This is a genomic window from Micromonospora acroterricola, assembly GCF_003172955.1.
Lineage (GTDB): Bacteria > Actinomycetota > Actinomycetes > Mycobacteriales > Micromonosporaceae > Micromonospora > Micromonospora acroterricola.
On the sequence record NZ_QGKR01000178.1, the window covers coordinates 64,632 to 83,577 of the forward strand.

Annotated in this window: 16 protein-coding genes and 2 tRNA genes; 5 read left to right on the top strand and 13 right to left on the bottom strand. The window is 71.8% G+C overall.

Annotation, left to right across the window (positions count from 1 at the left end; translation table 11 throughout):
* Positions 1–137: 137 nt before the first annotated feature.
* Complete coding sequence (locus DKT68_RS12135) at positions 138–4,589, top strand: cation-translocating P-type ATPase (RefSeq protein ID WP_109817521.1); 4,452 nt, start codon at positions 138–140, stop codon at positions 4,587–4,589.
* Between the two features lie 59 nt (positions 4,590–4,648).
* Entirely contained in the window at positions 4,649–5,449 is an 801-nt protein-coding gene (locus DKT68_RS12140; protein WP_236646851.1) for an MBL fold metallo-hydrolase, read from the top strand.
* 75 nt (positions 5,450–5,524) lie between these two features.
* On the opposite strand, the gene DKT68_RS12145 is transcribed toward DKT68_RS12140, so the two are convergent.
* The 3 genes from DKT68_RS12145 to DKT68_RS12155 all read right to left on the bottom strand — a co-directional run bounded on the left by DKT68_RS12145 (position 5,525) and on the right by DKT68_RS12155 (position 7,411).
* Positions 5,525–5,944, bottom strand: coding sequence for a CBS domain-containing protein (locus DKT68_RS12145; RefSeq protein WP_109817523.1), 420 nt, complete (start codon positions 5,942–5,944; stop codon positions 5,525–5,527).
* Positions 5,945–6,046: 102 nt separating this feature from the next.
* The gene (locus DKT68_RS12150; RefSeq protein WP_236646852.1) at positions 6,047–6,340 is read right to left on the bottom strand and encodes a hypothetical protein; all 294 of its coding nucleotides are present in this window, start codon (positions 6,338–6,340) and stop codon (positions 6,047–6,049) included.
* A 39-nt stretch (positions 6,341–6,379) separates the two neighbouring features.
* The gene (locus DKT68_RS12155; protein WP_109817524.1) at positions 6,380–7,411 is read right to left on the bottom strand and encodes a hypothetical protein; all 1,032 of its coding nucleotides are present in this window, start codon (positions 7,409–7,411) and stop codon (positions 6,380–6,382) included.
* A 169-nt stretch (positions 7,412–7,580) separates the two neighbouring features.
* Here DKT68_RS12155 and DKT68_RS12160 point away from each other — a divergent pair, with 169 nt between their 5' ends.
* A complete protein-coding gene (locus DKT68_RS12160) occupies positions 7,581–8,285 on the top strand; it encodes a VOC family protein (RefSeq protein WP_109817562.1) in 705 nt (234 codons plus the stop codon).
* 44 nt (positions 8,286–8,329) lie between these two features.
* Here the strand turns inward: DKT68_RS12160 and DKT68_RS12165 are convergent.
* The 6 genes from DKT68_RS12165 to gyrB all read right to left on the bottom strand — a co-directional run bounded on the left by DKT68_RS12165 (position 8,330) and on the right by gyrB (position 14,357).
* Positions 8,330–8,405 (bottom strand) — tRNA-Ala (locus DKT68_RS12165).
* A 45-nt stretch (positions 8,406–8,450) separates the two neighbouring features.
* Positions 8,451–8,579, bottom strand: a complete 129-nt coding sequence (locus DKT68_RS31880) for a DLW-39 family protein (protein WP_208869723.1) — start codon at positions 8,577–8,579, stop codon at positions 8,451–8,453.
* Positions 8,580–8,621: 42 nt separating this feature from the next.
* Positions 8,622–8,695, bottom strand: a tRNA-Ile gene (locus DKT68_RS12170).
* 150 nt (positions 8,696–8,845) lie between these two features.
* Entirely contained in the window at positions 8,846–9,751 is a 906-nt protein-coding gene (locus DKT68_RS12175) for a DUF3566 domain-containing protein (RefSeq protein WP_109817525.1), read from the bottom strand.
* 4 nt (positions 9,752–9,755) lie between these two features.
* A complete protein-coding gene (gene gyrA / locus DKT68_RS12180) occupies positions 9,756–12,278 on the bottom strand; it encodes a DNA gyrase subunit A (protein ID WP_109817526.1) in 2,523 nt (840 codons plus the stop codon).
* A gap of 132 nt (positions 12,279–12,410) precedes the next feature.
* Positions 12,411–14,357 carry a DNA topoisomerase (ATP-hydrolyzing) subunit B gene (gene gyrB, locus DKT68_RS12185; RefSeq protein WP_109817527.1) on the bottom strand — a complete coding sequence of 649 codons (1,947 nt, stop codon included), beginning with the start codon at positions 14,355–14,357 and terminating at the stop codon, positions 12,411–12,413.
* Between the two features lie 523 nt (positions 14,358–14,880).
* On the opposite strand from gyrB, the gene DKT68_RS12190 reads away from it, so the two are divergent.
* Positions 14,881–15,435: a hypothetical protein gene (locus DKT68_RS12190; RefSeq protein WP_109817528.1), complete on the top strand. Its 555-nt coding sequence runs from the start codon at positions 14,881–14,883 to the stop codon at positions 15,433–15,435.
* Here DKT68_RS12190 and DKT68_RS12195 read toward each other — a convergent pair.
* A complete protein-coding gene (locus DKT68_RS12195; protein ID WP_109817529.1) occupies positions 15,420–15,923 on the bottom strand; it encodes a MarR family winged helix-turn-helix transcriptional regulator in 504 nt (167 codons plus the stop codon). The genes DKT68_RS12190 and DKT68_RS12195 overlap by 16 nt on opposite strands.
* Positions 15,924–16,040: 117 nt before the next feature.
* Here DKT68_RS12195 and DKT68_RS12200 point away from each other — a divergent pair, with 117 nt between their 5' ends.
* Positions 16,041–16,265, top strand: coding sequence for a hypothetical protein (locus DKT68_RS12200; RefSeq protein WP_109817530.1), 225 nt, complete (start codon positions 16,041–16,043; stop codon positions 16,263–16,265).
* An 8-nt stretch (positions 16,266–16,273) separates the two neighbouring features.
* On the opposite strand, the gene DKT68_RS12205 is transcribed toward DKT68_RS12200, so the two are convergent.
* From DKT68_RS12205 to gnd, 3 genes are read right to left on the bottom strand one after another with little or no spacing between them, the layout of a single operon-like run.
* Positions 16,274–16,912 (bottom strand): DUF721 domain-containing protein, encoded by a 639-nt coding sequence (locus DKT68_RS12205; RefSeq protein WP_109817531.1) that lies wholly within the window; start codon positions 16,910–16,912, stop codon positions 16,274–16,276.
* Entirely contained in the window at positions 16,902–18,035 is a 1,134-nt protein-coding gene (recF, locus tag DKT68_RS12210) for a DNA replication/repair protein RecF (protein ID WP_109817532.1), read from the bottom strand. Before recF ends, DKT68_RS12205 begins: the two co-directional genes overlap by 11 nt.
* A 16-nt stretch (positions 18,036–18,051) precedes the next feature.
* On the bottom strand, positions 18,052–18,924 hold the full coding sequence (gene gnd, locus DKT68_RS12215; RefSeq protein WP_109817533.1) for a phosphogluconate dehydrogenase (NAD(+)-dependent, decarboxylating): 873 nt from the start codon (positions 18,922–18,924) through the stop codon (positions 18,052–18,054).
* Positions 18,925–18,946: the final 22 nt, after the last annotated feature.

Here is an 18,946-nt window from a genome sequence, read left to right on the forward strand (position 1 = left end):
CCGTTCGCCGGGCATAACGGATGGCAGGTCGGGAAGCCAGGCCGCCGGACGCGAGGCGGTGGGAGGGCGATGATGGGCGACGGCAGGACCAGCAGCAGCGGGGAGTCGCGCCGGCGTCCGTCCGGCCGTACGCCTCGATGACCGCGGCGGGTCGAGCAGCCGGCCGCCTCCTGCCGTCCATCGGCGTGCCGAGCCTGATCGGCGAGGCGTCCCGGACCGTCGGTTCGGCCGCGACCCGGCTGGCCCGGACGGCCGGGCTGACGCGGCGTCGGGTCTGGTCCCGGCCGGGCCGGCACCACATCGAGGTGCACGGCGTCTGCCAGGACGGCGGCGACCAGCTGGCTCGGCAGGTGGAGGGCGCCCTCGAGCGGCTGCCCGGAGTGGCCTGGGCCCGGGTGAACGCCCCGTCCGGCCGGGTGGTGGTGGCCGTACAGGACCCACAGCCGCAACTGCGCGACCTGATCACCACCATCGCCCGGGTCGAGAAGACCTGTGACCACGACCCTGACCCGGAGATCCCGCCCCCGCACCCGCCCGAGGAGGGGCCCCGGACCCCGCGGACCCTGGGCGCACTCGCCTCGGACGCGCTGGGCCTGACCATCTCGGCGGCCACCCGGATCCTGCCGTTCACGCCGGTGCCCGGCGAGGTGGCCGGGCTGCTCACCGCAGTGGACCTGCAACCGAAACTGCACGCGCTCGCCAGCCGCGGGCTGCGCGCCGATCCACGCGCCGACGTCATCTTTCCGCTCGCCGAGGCGGTGGCGCAGGGCCTGGCCGGCGGCTGGGCGGGGATCGTCGTGGACGGCGCCCAGCGGATCGTGCAGTGGGGCGAGGCACGGGCGCAGCTCTCGGCGTGGGAGCGGGCGGAGCCGCGGCTGACCGGCGACCCGGAACGCGCCGCCGCACGGTGGCCGGTGACCGACCGACCCCGGCCGAAGCCGGACGGCCCGGTCGAGCGGTACGTCAACCGCATGCTGGCCGCCGGCGTGGCGGCCGCGGCGGCGGCGACACCCTTCGCCGGGCCCAAGCGAGCCGCCGCGCTGGGCCTGTCCGCGCTGCCCAAGGCTCCGGGCAGCGGACGCGAGGGGTACGCCGCCCAGCTCGGCCGGATCCTGGCCCGGCGCGGGGTGATCGCGATGGACCGCGGCGTGCTGCGGGAGCTGGACCGGATCGACACGCTGGTGCTGGACGCCGCGGTGCTCGGCTCGGACCGGGGCGTGCTGGCCGACCTGGCGCCGGCGCGCGGGGTGGACGTCGACCAGGTGGCGGAACGGGCGTTCGCGCTGTTCGACCCGGCGGATCCGGCCGGCTCGCGGGCGGTGGACGGCTGGCGCCTCGGCCCGGTGGACCAGCTACCCGGCGATCCGGGTGACATCCCGGACAGCGACCGGCTGCGGACGGCCGGTGGCCAGCTGCTCGGGCTGGCCCACGACGACCGGCTCACCGCCCTGCTGCGGGTCGAACCGGAGCCCGCGCCGGGCGTCGACGGCCTGCCGTCCGCCGCCCGACAGGCGGGCCTGCGACTGGTCGTCGCCGGCGGCGACGAGCAGCGGTACGGCTTCGCCGACGCGATGCTGCCCGGCGGGGACCGGCTGACCGAGTCGGTACGCGGGTTGCAGCGCGACGGGGCGGTCGTGATGCTGGTGTCCGGCGACCGGACGGCACTCGGCGCGTCCGACTGCGGTCTCGGGATGTCCGCTCCGGAGGACCTGCCGCCATGGGGAGCGCACCTCCTGGTCGGCGCGGACCTGCGGGTGGTGGCCCTCCTGATCGAGGCGACCGGGGTGGCCCGGCGCATGACCGAGCAGAACATCCGGCTGTCCATGGTCGGCACCGGTCTCGGGGCGCTGGGCGCGTTCACCGCCGCACCGACCCAACTGCCCCAACGGTCGCTGGTCGCGGTGAACGGCACGTCGGGACTGGCCTTCGCGCACGGTGTCTGGCGTGCCCACCGGCTGCCGGACCAGCCGAGCACCCCGACCCCGGTGGCGACCGCCTGGCACCTGATGCCGGTCCGCACCGTGTTCGACCGGCTCGGCACCGGACCGGACGGGCTGGACAGCGCGGAGGTGCGGCGTCGACAGGACGGACGCGGCGCGAGCGGCGGCGGCGACGCACCCGCTGGAGGGGGCCTGCTGCGTGCCTTCGTGGGCGAGCTGTCCAACCCGCTCACCCCCGTGCTGGCCGCCGGGGCGGTGCTCTCCGCGTCGTTCGGGTCGCTGGTCGACGCCGCGCTCGTCGGCGGCGTGGTGGGCGGGTCCGCCCTGATCGGGGCGGTGCACGAACGCAACACCGAACGGTCGCTGGCGGAGCTGCTGTCCCGGTCGGCGGTGACCGCCCGGGTCCGCCGCGACGGCGACGAGCGCGTGGTCGCCGCCGAGGACCTGGTCCTCGGCGACGTCATCGTCGTCGAGCCGGGTGACTCGGTGCCCGCCGACTGCCGGGTGCTCGAATCGGTGGGGCTCGAGGCGGACGAGTCGTCGCTGACCGGCGAGTCGCTGCCGGTCGCCAAGACCGAACGGCCGGTGGTCGCCGCCGCCGTCGCCGACCGGCACTCGATGCTGTACGACGGCACCACCGTAGCCGCCGGGCACGGCACCGCCGTGGTGGTGGCCACCGGCGCCGACACCGAGGCAGGGCGCAGCCTGGCGCTGGTCCGGCAGGCGCCACCGACCAGCGGCGTGGAGGCCCGCCTGGGCTCGTTGACCAGTGCCGCCATCCCGTTGGCAGCCGGGTCGGCGGTGGCGGTGGCCGGCGCGGGCCTGCTCCGGGGCGTACCCCTGGCCGAGACGGCGGCGACCGCCGCGAACCTCGCGGTGGCGTCGGTGCCGGAGGGGCTGCCGTTCCTGGTCAGCGCCGCGCAGCTGGCCGCCGCCCGGCGGCTCGCCGAGCACGGCGCGTTGGTCCGCAACCCGCGCACCATCGAGGCGCTCGGCCGGGTGGACGTGCTCTGCTTCGACAAGACCGGCACCCTCACCGAGGGCCAGTTGCTGCTCGCCGGGGTCGGTGACGGCGTCGGCGACCGGTACGCCGCGGTGGACCGGCTGGACGATCGGCTCCGGTTGACGCTGGCCACGGCGCTGCGGGCCACCCCCGCCGCGACCGACCCGGAGGAGTTGGCGCTCCAGACCGACCGCGCGGTCCGTCGGGGTGCCACGGTGGCCGAGGTGGTGGAGCAGACCGGTGCCGCCGACTGGCGGGCGGCCGGCGGGCTGCCGTTCGAACCGTCCCGCGGGTACCACGCGAGCGTCGGGGAGACCGACGGTCACCTGTTGTTGAGCGTCAAGGGCGCGCCGGAGACGGTGCTGCCGCGATGCACGGCCCGGCGTGCGGACGGCCGCACGGAGCCGCTGGACGATGCCGGCCGCGCGGAGCTGCACCGGGTGCTGGCCGACCGGGCGGGCGCGGGGCACCGGATCCTGGCGGTCGCCGAGTGCCAGGTGGACGACCCGAAGGTGACCGACGGGGACGTCCAGGGTCTGACGTTCGTGGGTTTCCTGGCCCTCGCCGACGGGGTGCGGGAGAGCGCCGCCCCGGCGGTACGCCGGATCCGGGAGGCCGGTGTGCACACCATCATGATCACCGGTGACCACCCGGCCACCGCCGAGGCGATCGCCGCCACCATCAGCGAGCACGACGAGCAGCGGGTGGTCACCGCGGGCGAACTCGACCAACTGGACGACGAGGCGCTCGCCGAGCGGTTGGCCAACACCGACGTGGTGGCCCGCTGCACCCCGGCCCACAAGGTGCGGATCATCCAGGCGTTGCAGAAGTGCGGGCGGACCGTGGCGATGACCGGCGACGGCGCCAACGACGCCCCGGCGATCCGGCTGGCCGACGTCGGCATCGCTCTCGGCCAGCGGGGCACCCCGGCGGCGCGGGCCGCCGCCGACCTGGTGGTCACCGACGACCGGCTGGAAACCATCATCGCCACCCTCGTCGAGGGAAGGGCGATGTGGTCGTCGGTCCGGCACGCGCTCAGCATCCTGGTCGGCGGCAACCTCGGCGAGATCGCGTTCAGCGTGCTCACGGCCGCGGCGACCGGCCGTTCCGCGCTCACCGGACGGCAGCTGCTGCTGGTCAACCTGCTGACCGACCTGGCACCCGCGCTGGCCATCGCGATCCGCCCGCCCGCGTCGGACCGTACCGACAGCCTGCTCCGGGAGGGTCCGGACACGTCACTCGGAGAGACCCTCACCAGGGAGATCGGGTTGCGCGCGGCAGCCACCACGCTGGGCGCCACCGCCGGCTGGACGTTGGCCCGGTACACCGGTCGGCGGCGGCGGGCCGGCACTGTCGCGCTGGTCTCCCTGGTCGGCACCCAGCTCGGCCAGACCATCCTGGCCGGCGGCACCAGCCCGGCGGTGCTGGCGTCCACGGCGGCGTCGCTGGGGGCGCTGGTCGTGGTGGTGCAGACGCCGGGGGTCAGCCAGTTCTTCGGCTGCACCCCGCTCGGCCCGATCGGCTGGACCATCGGGGCGGGCTCGGCGCTCGGCGCCACCTTCGCCAACGGCGCCCTCACCAAGCTGGTGGAACACCTTCCGCAGACCCGCCCCGACGGCAACGACGCGAACAGTTCCGAGGGCTGACCACCGTCGCGCGCATGCGCCCGGCCCGCCGGGGTACCGCAGACGGAGGAGGTGGGCACGTGACGGAGCAGCCGCAGGTGACATTCATCGGCACCGCGACGACGGTGCTGCGGATCGGCGGGTTCACCCTGCTGACCGACCCGAACTTCCTGCACCGGGGCCAGCGGGCGTACCTGGGCAAGGGCCTGTGGTCGCGCCGGCGCACGGACCCGGCGCTGCGGATCGCCCAGCTCCCGGAGCTGGACGCGGTGGTCCTCTCGCACCTGCACGGCGACCACTTCGACCGGGTGGCCCGTCGGGAGCTGGACCGGAAGCTGCCGATCGTCACCACGCCCGCCGCGGAACGCAAGCTGCGCCGCTGGGGCTTCCGGGCCGCCGAGGGCCTGCCGACCTGGTCGTCGCGGGAGCTGCACCGCGACGGTACGACCGTACGGCTGACCTCGATGCCCGGCCAGCACGGCCCCGGCGCCCTGGACGTGCTGATGCCCGACGTGATGGGCACGATGATCGACGTGGAGCGCGCCGGGCGGCGTGAGTTCCGGCTCTACGTCACCGGCGACACCCTGAACCGACCGCTGCTCACCGCCATCCCCGAGCGGTACCCGGACATCGACGCGATGCTGATCCACCTCGGCGGCACGAAGGTCGCCGGGATCCTGCTCACCATGGACGCCCGGCAGGGCGCCGACCTGGTGGACCTGATCCGGCCGAAGCTGACCGTGCCGATCCACTACGACGACTACGGGGTCTTCCGCTCCCCGCTGGCGCACTTCGTCGACGAGGCCCGCCGCCGCGGCTGGGTGAAGCAGGTACGCACCATCGCCCGCGGTGAGACCGCCCCGCTCACCCCGCCCTCCTAGGCACCGCCCGGGCCGGCGCACACGCTGATCGCCGCCTCCGGCGAACCGGCGGCGGCGATCGATGACAGGGAACGGTCAGCTGCGCTCGGAGATGGCCTCGATCAGGTCACCCACCGGGCGCTCCGGCAGCGACCGGGCCACGTCGGCCACCGCCACGATGCCGACGAGTTCGTGCCCGTCGATCACCGGCAGCCGGCGTACCTTGTGCTGCCCCATGGTCCGCAGGATCTCGGCCGCGTCGTCGTCCGCGCCGATGGTCACCACCTCGCCCTGGGCCAGCTCACCGGCGGTCACGTTGGCCGGGTCACGACCCTCGGCCAGCACCTTCACCACGATGTCGCGGTCGGTCAGCATGCCCTTGAGCCGGTTGTCGTCACCGCAGATCGGCAGCGAACCGACCCCCAGCTCGGCCATCCGCTTCGCGGCCGACCTCAGGTCGTCCTGCTCGCGGACGCAGCTCACGTCGTTCGTCATGATCTCGCGTGCGGTCGGCATTGGTCTGACACCTCACTTCCGGGGGGTTGTTGCCGTTCCTCCTACCCCCACGTCTCCCGACCATGCGAACCACCTGTCGCCGCTCGCCGCTGTCACGCAGACTCAGAAGCCGTCGCGGGGTGGGCCGGGCTCGGCCCAGCAGAGGCCGCCCCGAAACTCCACACCGGGCACACCGTCACCGACTCGACGGATGTCCACCACGCTCGCCAGCGACCTGGCGAGGTCGCCGCGCAACTCCGCGGCCGCCGTGTCGACGTCGTCCTCCTCCGTGGACCAGTCGATGTTCGCCGACCGCAGCTCGGCGAGGGCGTGAGCGGTGACGGCTGCCGGGTCGGTGACCACCAGGTCGACCCGGCAGTAGACGTGCAGGGTGACCGGCGTCGCGTTCTCATCCACCCGGAGATCATGCCGAGCGGCCCGGCCGAACAGAAGACGTCAGCCGGCGCGGACGGGGCGTCGCTCCGCGGGCGACGGATCACAGGCCGCGCAGACCGGCACGGTGACCAGGCGGTATCCGTACGTGGCGACCGCAAGGCAGCAACCCCAGGCGAGGAAGACCAGCACCGTGCCGGCCGCCAGCCAACCCTCCGCCAGCTCCGACCACCTCGTCGTCCCCGCGGCGAGAGCCGAGGCGACGACCCAGATGCCGATGAGGCCGTACGCGATCAACGCCAACGCGACCACGGTGGCGGGGACGAGTGCCAACGCGCGGGGTACCCGGTGCCCGCCCAGCACCGGTAACCAGTGCGGAAAGACCTGCCCCCAGCGCTGCGCCAGACCGAGGGTGAGCAGACCACCGGCCAGTGGCGCGAGGGTGATCGACAGTCCGACGGTCCAGCTCAGGTCGTCCTCGGCCGCGTGGATCAGCTCCGCCGAGATGCCGAACGGCACGCCCGCGAGCCACAGAGCGTGCGGCACCGAGAAGCCGAGCACGGGCACGAGGCACGCCGCGTACGCCCAGCGCCGGACCCAGGACGGCACCGCTCGCGGACCCTCAGGAAGACGGTGGGTGCAGCGGGCGCGAGCTGTCGCGACCGCCCCGAACAGCAGTCCGCCGGTCAGCAGCAGGAGGCGTCCCGCCACGTCACGCCAGTCGGTTGGACGGCCCGCAAGCCCGGCGGGCACCTGGAACAGCAGGTGCGCGGGAAACGCCAGAACCACCAGGGCGACGGCGGCCGTGCCGCTGGCGACCGACACCAGGCGCCCGGGCCGGCGTACGGCGAGCACCGCCGTGGCGACGAGCAGCCCACTGAGCAGCACCGCACCCCAGCCCTGGAGAAACGGAAGGTCGCTCACCTGGTCCGCGCCGCAGCCGGTGGCGGACTCGACCGCGGTCGGCGGGTCGGTGCGGTCGCACGCCGTCCAGCCCCAGCGACCACCGGCCGCCCAGTAGAGCCGCAACAGGCCGTAGCCGAACGAGAAGGTCAGGGCCGCCTTGCGCCAGGCCAGTCTTCGAGTCTCCGACATGACTCGACGATCCGCCCGCCGTCGGACCGGGTGATCCCCGTCAGAAGGGATTCGTCTGCCCCGTGCGGGTGAGCTTCGTCGGAGGCAACACGATCGACGCCCGCCACTGTCGCAGCCACTTCTCCGAAACCGCCTTGTTGTCGTGCCGGCCCTTGTCTACGGTGCGGTGATGCTCTCGCGAAAGCTGACGGTGACCTTCGATGCGCACGACCCGGCTCGCCTGGCGCGGTTCTGGGCCGGAATGCTCGGCCGGAAGGTCGTCGAGGACGCCGGTGGCGTGCTCCTGCCCGGCGATGACACTCAGCTCAGCCTCCAGTTCGTCCCGAGCCGTGCCAAGAAGGTGGGGCCGAACCGCATGCACCTTCACCTGACGAGCGCCAGCAACGCCGACCAGCAGCACAGGGTGGCAACGGCGCTGGGGCTCGGCGGTGGCCACCTCGACGTCGGGCAGCGCCCCGAGGAGGGGCACATCGTCCTGGCCGACCCCGAGGACAACCCGTTCTGCGTGATCGAGTCGGATAACGGCTTCCTCGCCGGGTGCGGCCTGCTCGGGGAACTCGCCTGCGACGGCACCCGGGAGGTCGGCCTCTTCTGGAGCGAGGCGCTGGGCTGGCCGCTGGTCTGGGACCAGGACCAGGAGACCGCGATCCAGTCACCGCACGGCGGCACGAAGGTCGCGTGGGGAGGCCCGCCCCTGACCCCGAAAGAGGCGAGGAACCGGCAGCGCTTCGACCTCGCCCTCATCGGTGACGATCAGCAGGTGGAGGTCGACCGGCTGGTGTCCCTCGGGGCCACTCGGCTCGAGGTCGATGAGAACGGGGCCGTCATGCTGTCCGATCCCGACGGCAACGAGTTCTGCGTCAAAGGGCACTGACCACAGCGCGGCCGGGTTGCCCAGAGATCAACGGAGGAGAGTGCTGGTGGAGCCCAGGGGACTCGAACCCCTAACCACTGCCTTGCAAAGGCAGTGCTCTGCCAGTTGAGCTAGGGCCCCGTGAGCGGCTGCGGCGTCGCGGATCGCTCGCCGCAGTGCCGGACGTCAGCGCAGGTCGGGCGCAGTGGTCGCCTCGTGCCACAGGGCGCGCTCGTCGTTGGAGGCCTTGACCTTGTTGAACACGACGGCGGCCACGCCGACGACGCCGGCCAGAATCAGCAGCTTCTTGAACATGGGGACACCCCTCGCGCTCGACTAGCGTCGGACGACGTGCGGTGGGGCTAGCTGGAATCGAACCAGCGACCTCAGAGTTATCAGCTCTGCGCTCTAACCGACTGAGCTATAGCCCCGTGTTGCGACGAGCAAGGTTAACCCATCCGCTGAGTCGGCCCCAAATCGGGGTCCGGGCCTGCGAGCCGGGTCGTCGACGCCTGCGAAACCTACCTGAGTACGGGACGCCGGAGCGACCGCATTCCGCGGTGCCCCGGCGTCCCGATCGCTCAGTCCCGCTCGGCGAGGGTCAGCTCGATGCCGCCGACCAGGTCGGCGCAGACGTTGTAGACGAACGCTCCCAGCGTGGCCAGCGCGGTGAACAGCACCACGTTGACCAGGCCGATCAGCGCCGAGCTGAGGATCACGCCCTTGGCGGTGATCTGGAAGCCGCTGGTGCTCTGCCCACCGCCGGCGTTGACCAGGTCGCTCAGGCTGTCGTTGACGCTCTGGAACACGCCCATCGCGTCGAGCGCCAGGTAGAGCACCGAGGTGGCCACGACCACGACGATGAAGAGCACCACCGAGACGGCGAACGCGAACTTCATCACGGACCAGGGGTCGATCCGCTTCAGGTTCAGCCGGGCCCGGCGCGGTCCGCGGGAGGCGGCCGAGCTGACCGAGGTACGCGCGGCGCGTACCGCGTCACCGACCCGGGCAGCCCCGACGGCGGAGGCGGTTCCGATGCCCGGCGGCAGGCCACCACCGCTGGCCGGCCGGGCGGCGCCGGTGGTGCGCGCCGCCCCGTCCGGCTGCGGCTGGGTCATGCCGGGCGTGATCCGGGGCTGGGTGCCCGTGGACCCGGTGGACGTCGCCTGACCGGCCCGGACACTGATCGGCTGGGTGGTCGTGGGACGAGCCGGGGCCGCCGGCGCCGGGGTTGCAGCGGCGGGCGCCGGTGCCTCGGTACCAGACGTCTCGGTCTTGTCGCCCGATCCAGCGTCCTCACCGGGCTGGTCCGGCGGGGGTGTCATGCCGGGGGCCCGGGTGAATTTCGGGGCAGGCGCGTCGGCGGGAACCGTTGCCCGGCCCACGGCCGCGCGGCCGGTCGCTGGTGTGCCGCCCTTGGCGGCCTCCTCGTCGACCGGGTTGGCCGAGGTCCCCGTGTTCCCCGACTTCGCCTGTGTCTCCGTCATTCAACTAGTCCTGTTCGTCAGGTTCGTCGGCATTGCGAGCAATAGCCACGATAGTCACGCCGTCCGGGAGGTCCATCAGCTTGACCCCCATTGTGTTCCGGTCACGCGTACGGCGTACAGGCTTCACCGGAGTCCGGATGACACCACCGTTGCTGGTGATCGCGAACAGCTCGTCGTCCGGGTCGATCACCACCGCGCCGACCAGACCACCGCGCCGCTCGGTGATCTTCGCAGTCAACACGCCCTTACCTCCCCGGCCCTGCACCGGGTATTCCTCGATCGGGGTACGTTTCGCGTATCCCCCGTTCGTGGCCACCAGAACGTCCAGACCCTCCCGAACGACCTCCATGGCGAGCAGGACGTCGTCGTCCGTGAAGCGCATGCCGATCACGCCCGAGGTGGCCCGACCCATCGGCCGCAGCGCCTCGTCGGAGGCGTTGAACCGGATCGCCTGCGCCTTCTTGGAGACCAGCAGCAGGTCGTTCTCGGGTGCCACCAGCGCAGCACCGACCAGCTCGTCCTCATCGCGCAGGTTGATCGCGATGATTCCGCCGGAACGGTTGGAGTCGAACTCCTCGAGCCGCGTCTTCTTCACCAGGCCGTTCTTCGTGGCCAGTACCAGATAGGGGGCTACCTGGTAGTTCGGGATTTCGATGATCTGCGCGATCTGCTCGTCGGGCAGGAACGCGAGCAGGTTGGCCACGTGTTGGCCCTTGGCTACCCTACTGGCCTCCGGCAACTCGTACGCCTTGGCCCGGTAGACGCGGCCCTTGTTCGTGAGGAACAGAATCCAGTCGTGGGTTGAGCATACGAAGAAGTGGCTGACGATGTCGTCCTGCCGCAGCGTGGCGCCGCTGACGCCCTTGCCGCCGCGCCGCTGCGAGCGGTAGAGATCAACCTTGGTCCGCTTGGCGTACCCGGTCCGGGTGATCGTGACGACCACGTCCTCGCGGGCGATGAGGTCCTCCATCGAGACCTCGCCGTCGAACGGGATGATCTGCGTCCGCCGGTCGTCGCCCCACTTGGCCACGATCTCGCCGAGCTCCTCAGAGACGATCTTCCGCTGCCGCTCCGGCTTGGCGAGGATGTCCTTGAGGTCGGCGATCTCGATCTCGAGCTTGGCCAGGTCGTCCACGATCCGCTGCCGCTCCAGGGCGGCGAGCCGGCGCAGCTGCATGTCGAGGATCGCGGTCGCCTGGATCTCGTCGATCTCCAGCAGCCGGATCAGGCCCTGCCGGGCGTCGTCCACGGTCGGCGAACGCCGGATCAGCGCGATGACCTCGTCCAACGCGTCCAGCGCCTTACCCAGACCGCGCAGGATGTGCGCCCGCTCCTCGGCCTTGCGCAGCCGGAACGCCGTCCGCCGGCGGATCACGTCGATCTGGTGCTCGACGTAGTAGCGGATGAACTGGGCCAGGTTGAGCGTGCGCGGCACCCCGTCGACCAGGGCCAGCATGTTGGCGCCGAAGGTCTCCTGGAGCTGGGTGTGCTTGTAGAGGTTGTTGAGCACCACCTTGGCGACCGCGTCGCGCTTGAGCACCAGCACGATGCGCATGCCGGTACGGCCGGAGGACTCGTCGCGGATGTCGGCGATCCCGGCGAGCTTGCCCTCCTTGATCAGCTCGGCGATCCGCTCGGCGAGATTGTCCGGGTTGACCTGGTAGGGAAGCTCGCTGACGACCAGGCAGGGCCGGCCCCGCTTGTCCTCCTCGACCTCCACCACGGCGCGCATCCGGATCGAGCCGCGACCGGTGCGGTACGCGTCCTGGATGGCGGTGGTGCCGACGATCAGGCCGTGGGTCGGGAAGTCCGGGCCCTTGACGATGCCGAGAAGGGCTTCGAGGGTGGTCTCCTCGTCCTCCTCCGGGTGCTCCAGGCACCACTGCACCGCCGCGCCGATCTCCCGCAGGTTGTGCGGCGGGATCTTGGTGGCCATGCCGACCGCGATGCCCTCGGAGCCGTTCACGAGCAGGTTGGGGATCCGCGACGGCAGGATGGTGGGCTCCTTGGCCCGGCCGTCGTAGTTGTCCTGCAGGTCGACGGTGTCCTCGTCGATGTCCCGCAGCATCTCCATGGCCAGCGGGTCGAGCTTGCACTCGGTGTACCGCATGGCGGCGGCCGGGTCGTTACCCGGAGAGCCGAAGTTGCCGTTGCCGTCGACCAGCGGGTACCGCAGCGACCAGGGCTGCGCCATCCGGACCAGCGCGTCGTAGATCGCCGAGTCGCCGTGCGGGTGGAACTGACCCATCACGTCGCCGACGACCCGGGAACACTTCACGTAGCCCCGGTCCGGTCGGTAGCCGGAGTCGAACATCGCGTAGAGGATCTTGCGGTGGACCGGCTTGAGCCCGTCCCGGACGTCCGGCAGCGCGCGACCGACGATGACGCTCATGGCGTAGTCGAGGTAGGAGCGCTGCATCTCCACCTCGAGCCCGACCGGTTCGATCCGGTCGTGCGCGACCACCGCGGCGATGGCCTCGGTGGGGACCTCGGGCTCGTTCGGTGTGGACTCGGGAGAATCGGTCACTGTATACCCTTATCAGACTCAGAGTCGTTTTCGTGCTGTGGATAACGGCTGTGGATACCGGCCAAGCTGTGGATAACTCTGTGGACCAGTGGATCGGCCGGGCAGCGTCCCGGCCGATCCATCGAGGTTCCGTCAGATGTCCAGGAAGCGGACGTCCTTGGCGTTGCGCTGGATGAACGACCGGCGCGCCTCGACGTCCTCACCCATCAGCACGCTGAACAACTCGTCGGCGGTCGCCGCGTCGTCGAGCGTGACCTGACGCAGGGTACGCGTCGCCGGGTTCATCGTGGTTTCCCACAGCTCGGGATAGTTCATCTCGCCGAGGCCCTTGAACCGCTGAATGTCGTCCGGCTTGGCGTTCGGCTTCTTCTGCTGGCGCAGCGCGATCAGCCCGTCCCGCTCACGGTCGGAGTAGGCGTACTGCGCGTCGTCGCCCTTCTTGTTCCACTTGATCTTGTAGAGCGGCGGGGCGGCCAGGTAGACGTGCCCCAGCTCGACCAGCGGACGCATGAAGCGGAACAGCAGGGTGAGCAGCAGCGTCTGGATGTGCTGGCCGTCGACGTCCGCGTCGGCCATCAGCACCACCTTGTGGTACCGCAGCTTCTCCATGTCGAAGTCGTCGTGGATGCCGGTGCCCAGCGCGGTGATCAGCGCCTGGACCTCGTTGTTCTTCAGCACCCGGTCGATCCGGGCCTTCTCCACGTTGAGGATCTTGCCGCGGATGGGCAGGATCGCCTGGGTGCGCGGGTCACGGCCCTGCTTGGCCGAGCCACCGGCCGAGTCGCCCTCGACGATGAACACCTCGGACTCGCGCGGGTCGGTGGACTGGCAGTCGGCCAGCTTGCCCGGCATCGAGCCGGACTCCAGCAGCGACTTGCGCCGGGCCAGCTTGCGCGCCTGCTGCGCGGCGATCCGGGCGCGAGCCGCCTGGGAGGCCTTCTGGATGATCATCTTGGCCTCGGCCGGGTTGCGGTCGAACCAGTCGACCAGCCGGTCGTTGCAGACCCGCTGCACGAAGCTCTTCACCGGGGTGTTGCCGAGCTTGGTCTTGGTCTGGCCCTCGAACTGCGGGTTGGCCAGCTTGACCGAGATGATCGCGGCGAGCCCTTCCCGGATGTCCTCGCCAGAGAGCTTCTCGTCACCCTTGAGCAGCTTCTTGTCGGTGCCGTACCGGTTGACCACGCTGGTCAGCGCGGACCGGAAGCCCTCCTCGTGGGTGCCGCCCTCGTGCGTGTTGATCGTGTTGGCGAAGGTGTAGACCGACTCGCCGTACGACTCGTTCCACTGCATGGCGATCTCGAGCGACATCCCCTCCTCCTCGGCGCCGAACTCGACCACGGTCTTGTGGATCGGGTTCTTCGAGGCGTTGAGGTGCCGGACGAAGTCGGCGATGCCGCCCTCGTAGAAGAAGGTCACCTCACGCTGCCGGCCGTCCTCCTCCTCGGCCACCCGCTCGTCGAGCAGGTGGATGCGGAGGGCACGGTTGAGGAAGGCCATCTCCTGCAGGCGCCGGTAGATGGTCTGGAAGTCGAAGTCGACGGTCTCGAAGACGTCGGCGTCGGGCCAGAAGGTGACCGCCGAGCCGGTGCGGTCGGTGGTCTCACCCTTGTCCAGTGGGCCGGGCTTGGAGTTGTTGTACTGCTGCCGCCACACGAAACCGGACTTGTGGATCTCCACGGCCATCCGGGTGGAGAGCGCGTTCACGACGGACACGCCGACGCCGTGCAGACCACCGGAGACCGCGTACGCCTTGCCGTCGAACTTGCCGCCCGCGTGCAGCACGGTCAGCGCGACCTCGACGCCCGGCTTCTTGAGCTTCGGGTGCAGATCGACCGGGAAACCACGACCGTTGTCGGTGACCTGGACCCCGCCGTCGGCCAGCAGCACGACGTCGATGGTGTCGCAGTATCCGGCCAGCGCCTCGTCGACCGCGTTGTCGACGACCTCCCAGACGAGGTGGTGCAGACCGCGCTCGCCGGTGGACCCGATGTACATACCGGGCCGCTTGCGAACGGCCTCCAGCCCCTCGAGAACGGTGATCGACTCTGCGCCGTACTCCTGCTTGTCCTGCGCTGCCACCCTCGGCCACTTTCTCGCGTCGTCGGCGCCGGGAGGGGCGCGTCGGGCGCGGGTTCGGCGGACAGGACGCGACGTCGGCGCGCGGACCGGCGCCGGGGATCTCCGGACAGCGGGTCGAACGCGCCGGTCGCCGCGGTTGCCCGCGGATCGCGATCGGCTCGACCCGACGTGGAGAATGATCCTGGGGCCACCGGCCCCGTCCCTCGCTCCACACCGGGTCTTCGTCTCACCGTCAATCCTACTGTGCGCGGAGGACAGAACCACCACTCGGCACCCTCAACGAGGCGGCTGAGAAGTCCATAGCCGGCAGAACCCCATTGCCCGCGACTCCCCCCACACGCCAGCCCTCGATCGGACGCGCCGCCCCCGAACGGGTTGACCCGCGCCCGGGCGGGTCGGGGGTCGCGGCCGGACCGCCCGTGCCGTACGTTTGCGGCGCCCCGGAAGCGGGCTTGATCTTTACGGGCCGGAACCGGGACGATCGACCCGATCGACCCGACACGTGCTCTTTAAGAGGTGACAGATGGGGCTGGACAACGTCGCGGTGCACTGGCCGCGGACCGGCCGCTTCTACGATCCGGTCGCGCCGGCCGAGTTCGTCGACTTCGGCGAGATCGTCGACCTGCCGCGAATCTCGGCGCCGACAGCGGCCCTGGCTGAGCTGATCGCGAAGACCGGCACCGTCCGGGCGACCGCGTACACCGAGCTGGTGGATCTGCTGCTCGGCCTCGAAGGTGTGTTGTACGCCACAGACGCCGCCGCCGAGGACGAGGACCCGGTGATCGACCCGGACGGCTGCGCCTGGATCGCCGGCGGCATCGAGCGGTTCGTCGCCGGCCACCGGCCGCAGGGCGAGGCGGTCACCTTCGAGTCGGTGAGCACGGTGCTGCGCTCTCTGCTGGGCGACGGGCGGCTGGCCGAGCAGCAGCTGCGCTGGCTGGAGAGCCGGCTGGACGCGTTGCGCGACGAGAGCGGCGACCCGCCGCAGTGGAACTTCACCTGCGCCGAGCTGGGCGTGCTGGCCGCGTTCTACCGGCGCTGCGCCGAGCGCGGCTTCGCCGTCTACGCCGACGCCTGACCGGCCGTCCCGGGCTCGGTGGCGACCTGGTCGTCGCCCCCGGGCCGGTTGGCCGCGGCGATCACCTGGGTCAGCACCGCGTGCAGGTGTTGCAGGTCCTCGATCGGCAGCCCGAGCCGCTGCACGATCGCGGCCGGGATCCGCTCGGCCTCGCCACGCAGGGCGGCCCCGGTGGGTGTGAGGGTGACAGCGAGGCTGCGTTCGTCGGTGGCGTCGCGCTCGCGGCGCAGGTAGCCGGCGGCCTCCAGCCGCTTGAGAAGGGGCGACAGCGTCCCCGGGTCGAGCTGCAACAGGCGGCTGAGGTCGCGGCCGGACAGCGGCGCGTGCTGCCAGAGCGCAAGCATGACCAGGTACTGCGGATGGGTCAGCCCCATCGGCTCCAGCAGCGGACGGTAGACGGCCACGACGCTGCGCGCCGCCACCGACAGGGCGAAGCACACCTGTTGCTCCAGCGCCAACGGGTCGACGCCGTCGGGTCGTTCGCTCATCGGTTGCCCTCCCCCAGCACGATGACTATCGTACAGATCGTTGGTGCACCAACCATTGGTGTCCCAATCATCCGCTCGGGAACGGGCGGAGCGATGGCGCGCAGGAGAGGGCGGCAGATGAGCGAGGACGGCGCGGCCACCAGGTCCCCCGGCGAGGGCGGCCGTTTCATGCGTTGGGCGTACCGGCACCTGGCCGGCCCGGCCGAGGTGCACGGCGCGGTGCAGGGTGGCTCGACCGAGGCCCGCGAGCTGTGGAAGCGCGACCTGGCCGAGCGCAAGCGCTACACCCGGGAGCAGCGCGAACGTAAGCGGGCCGCCAAGGAGGCCGACCGCCGGAGCTGACTGCCGGATCAGCCGTACGTGTCCCGCGGCCCCCGACCGCGCACCCGGCGCGGCCCCTTCGACCAGGACGGCGCGGCCGGGCCGTGGATGTGCAGCTTGCGCACCACGTTGTGGCCGACCTCCCGGGCGATCTGCTTGAGCAGCGAGCCGGCGAGCAGCCGGAGCTGGGTCGCCCAGGCGGTCGAACGGGCCTCCACGGTCAGCTCACCGTTCTCCAGCTTGACCGGGCGGCTGTGCTGGGCGACCTCCGCGCCCACCACCCGCTCCCAGGCGCCGAACACCGTGGCCTCGGCCGCGGGCTGCTGCCACCCACGCGCCTTCATCAACCGGTCCAGCACCACGCTGAGCGGCTGCGGGTCGCGCGGGTCCGGGCCCGGGCCGGAGTAGCCGCGCAGGCGCCGCCCGGAGCCGCCGGCGCCGTCACCACCCCCGCCAGCCCCAGGGGTACGCCGGGCGCGGGCCGCCGCCTGCCGCCGGGACAACGCCGCGTCCAGCACCGCACGGGCCAGCTCCGGCCCGGTGGCAGTGTCCGGCTGCCCGCTCCCCTCGGCGGCCTCCGCCTTCGCGGTGGGCGCGGGCGTGGGAGCGCCGGCCCGCCGGTCCCCTCGACCGCTGTCGGGTCGGTTTGTTCGTGGCTCATCCGACACGGCGTACCGTCCCCTCGCCGACCTGGTAGCGGGCGCCGCGCAGCGCGGCCGGCACGTCGTCGTCCACCGCGCAGGTCACCAGCAGCTGGCTCGCGCCGCCCACCAACTCGGCCAGCCGCTCCCGGCGCCCGGTGTCCAGCTCCGCGAAGACGTCGTCGAGCACCAGCACCGGTTCGATGCCGTCGGCGCGCAGCAGGTCGTACCCGGCCAGTCGCAGCGCGAGCGCGAACGACCAGGACTCGCCGTGGCTGGCGTACCCCTTGGCGGGCAGCGGACCGAGGGACAGCGCCAGCTCGTCGCGGTGCGGCCCGACCAGGGTGGTGCCCCGTTCGATCTCGGCGGAGCGGGACGCGGCGAGGGCCGCGGTCAGCGCCTCGGCCAGCGCCGCCCGGTCGGTGGTCGGCTCGGCCAGCTCGATCGAGGGCCGGTAGGCGATTCCCGCCGCGCCGCGCCCGGCGGCCACCGCGTCGTACGCCTTGGCGACGTGCGGGGTGAGCGCGGCCACCAGCTCCAGTCGGCCGGCGAGCAGCTCCGCGCCGTGCTGGGCCAGGTGGGTGTCCCAGACGGCGAGGGTGCCGAGGTCGCCGCCCCGGGACCCGCCGGTCTTGCGGGCCAGGTACGCGGTACGCAGCAGAGCGTTGCGCTGCTTGACCACCCGCTCGTAGTCGGCCCGCACGCCGGCGTACCGGGGCTGCCGATTGACCAGCAGGTCGTCCAGGTAGCGGCGGCGCTCAGCCGGGTCACCCCGGACCAGTTCCAGGTCCTCCGGAGCGAAGAGCACCAGACGCAGGGCGCCCAGCACGTCCCGGGCACGCCGCGCCGGAGAGCGGCCCAGCCGCGCCCGGTTGGCCTTGCCGGGCACGATCTCCAGCTCGACCAGGAGCTCCCGCCCGTCGTGCACCACCACGCACCGGATCACCGCCGAGGCGGCGCCCATCCGGACCAGCGGCGCATCCGTGGCGACCCGGTGCGAATCCAGGGTCGCCACGTAACCCAGCGCCTCGACGAGGTTGGTCTTGCCGACGCCGTTGGCGCCGGTCAGGACGTTCGCCCCCGGCTGGAGGTCGACGGCCACCCGCTCGTACGAGCGGAAGTCGACCAGTTCCAGCCGGTGGACGTACACAGGGTGTGGATACCGCTCAGCGCTTGTGGACGGCGTGGCCACCGAACTGCTGGCGCAGCGCGGCGACGGCCTTCATGGCGGGCGAGTCGTCCTGCCGGGACGCGAACCGGGCGAACAGCGAGGCGGTGATGACGTTCAGCGGCACGGCCAGCCGGACCGCCTCGTCGACCGTCCACCGGCCCTCGCCGGTGTCCTCGGTGTAGCCGCTCAGCTCGGCCAGCTCCGGGTCCTCGTCGAGCGCGCGGTCCAGCAGGTCGAGCAGCCAGGAGCGGACCACCGTGCCCTCACGCCAGGACTTGAAGACGCCCGGCACGTTGGTGACCAGCTCGGAGGCCGCCAACAGCTCGTAGCCCTCGGCGTAGGCGTGCATCAGGCCGTACTCGATGCCGTTGTGCACCATCTTGGAGTAGTGCCCGGCGCCGACCGGCCCGGCGTGCACGAAGCCGAACTCGCCCTCGGGCTTGAGCGCCTCGAAGATCGGCATCAGCCGGGCGACGTGCTCCTGGGCGCCGCCGACCATCAGCGCGTAGCCGTTCTGCCGGCCCCACACGCCGCCGGAGACCCCGACGTCCAGGTAGCCGATGCCCCGCTCGTTGAGCCGCTCGGCGCGGGGAGCGTCGTCGCTGAACCGGGAGTTGCCGCCGTCGATGATGATGTCGCCCTCGCCGAGCACCGAGGCGAGCTCGTCGATCGTCGCGTCGGTGACGCCGGCGGGCACCATGACCCAGACCGCGCGTGGGGACTCCAGCTTCTCAGCCAGCCCGGCGAGGGTCGGCACGTCGCTCAGCTGCGCGTTGTGGTCGAAGCCGACCACCTCGTGGCCGGCGGCCCGCAACCGCTCCCGCATGTTGCCGCCCATACGGCCGAGTCCTACCAGGCCGAGCTGCATGTGTTTCTACCTCCGTGGATCT

Coding starts and splice junctions, on each gene's coding strand:
- DKT68_RS12160 (WP_109817562.1), top strand. CDS start 7,581: ATGCTCTCGCGAAAGCTGACGGTGACCTTCGATGCGCACGACCCGGCT.
- DKT68_RS12200 (WP_109817530.1), top strand. CDS start 16,041: ATGAGCGAGGACGGCGCGGCCACCAGGTCCCCCGGCGAGGGCGGCCGT.
- gnd (WP_109817533.1), bottom strand. CDS start 18,924: ATGCAGCTCGGCCTGGTAGGACTCGGCCGTATGGGCGGCAACATGCGG.
- DKT68_RS12175 (WP_109817525.1), bottom strand. CDS start 9,751: ATGACGGAGACACAGGCGAAGTCGGGGAACACGGGGACCTCGGCCAAC.
- DKT68_RS12155 (WP_109817524.1), bottom strand. CDS start 7,411: ATGTCGGAGACTCGAAGACTGGCCTGGCGCAAGGCGGCCCTGACCTTC.
- DKT68_RS12190 (WP_109817528.1), top strand. CDS start 14,881: ATGGGGCTGGACAACGTCGCGGTGCACTGGCCGCGGACCGGCCGCTTC.
- DKT68_RS12135 (WP_109817521.1), top strand. CDS start 138: ATGACCGCGGCGGGTCGAGCAGCCGGCCGCCTCCTGCCGTCCATCGGC.
- DKT68_RS31880 (WP_208869723.1), bottom strand. CDS start 8,579: ATGTTCAAGAAGCTGCTGATTCTGGCCGGCGTCGTCGGCGTGGCCGCC.
- DKT68_RS12145 (WP_109817523.1), bottom strand. CDS start 5,944: ATGCCGACCGCACGCGAGATCATGACGAACGACGTGAGCTGCGTCCGC.
- DKT68_RS12195 (WP_109817529.1), bottom strand. CDS start 15,923: ATGAGCGAACGACCCGACGGCGTCGACCCGTTGGCGCTGGAGCAACAG.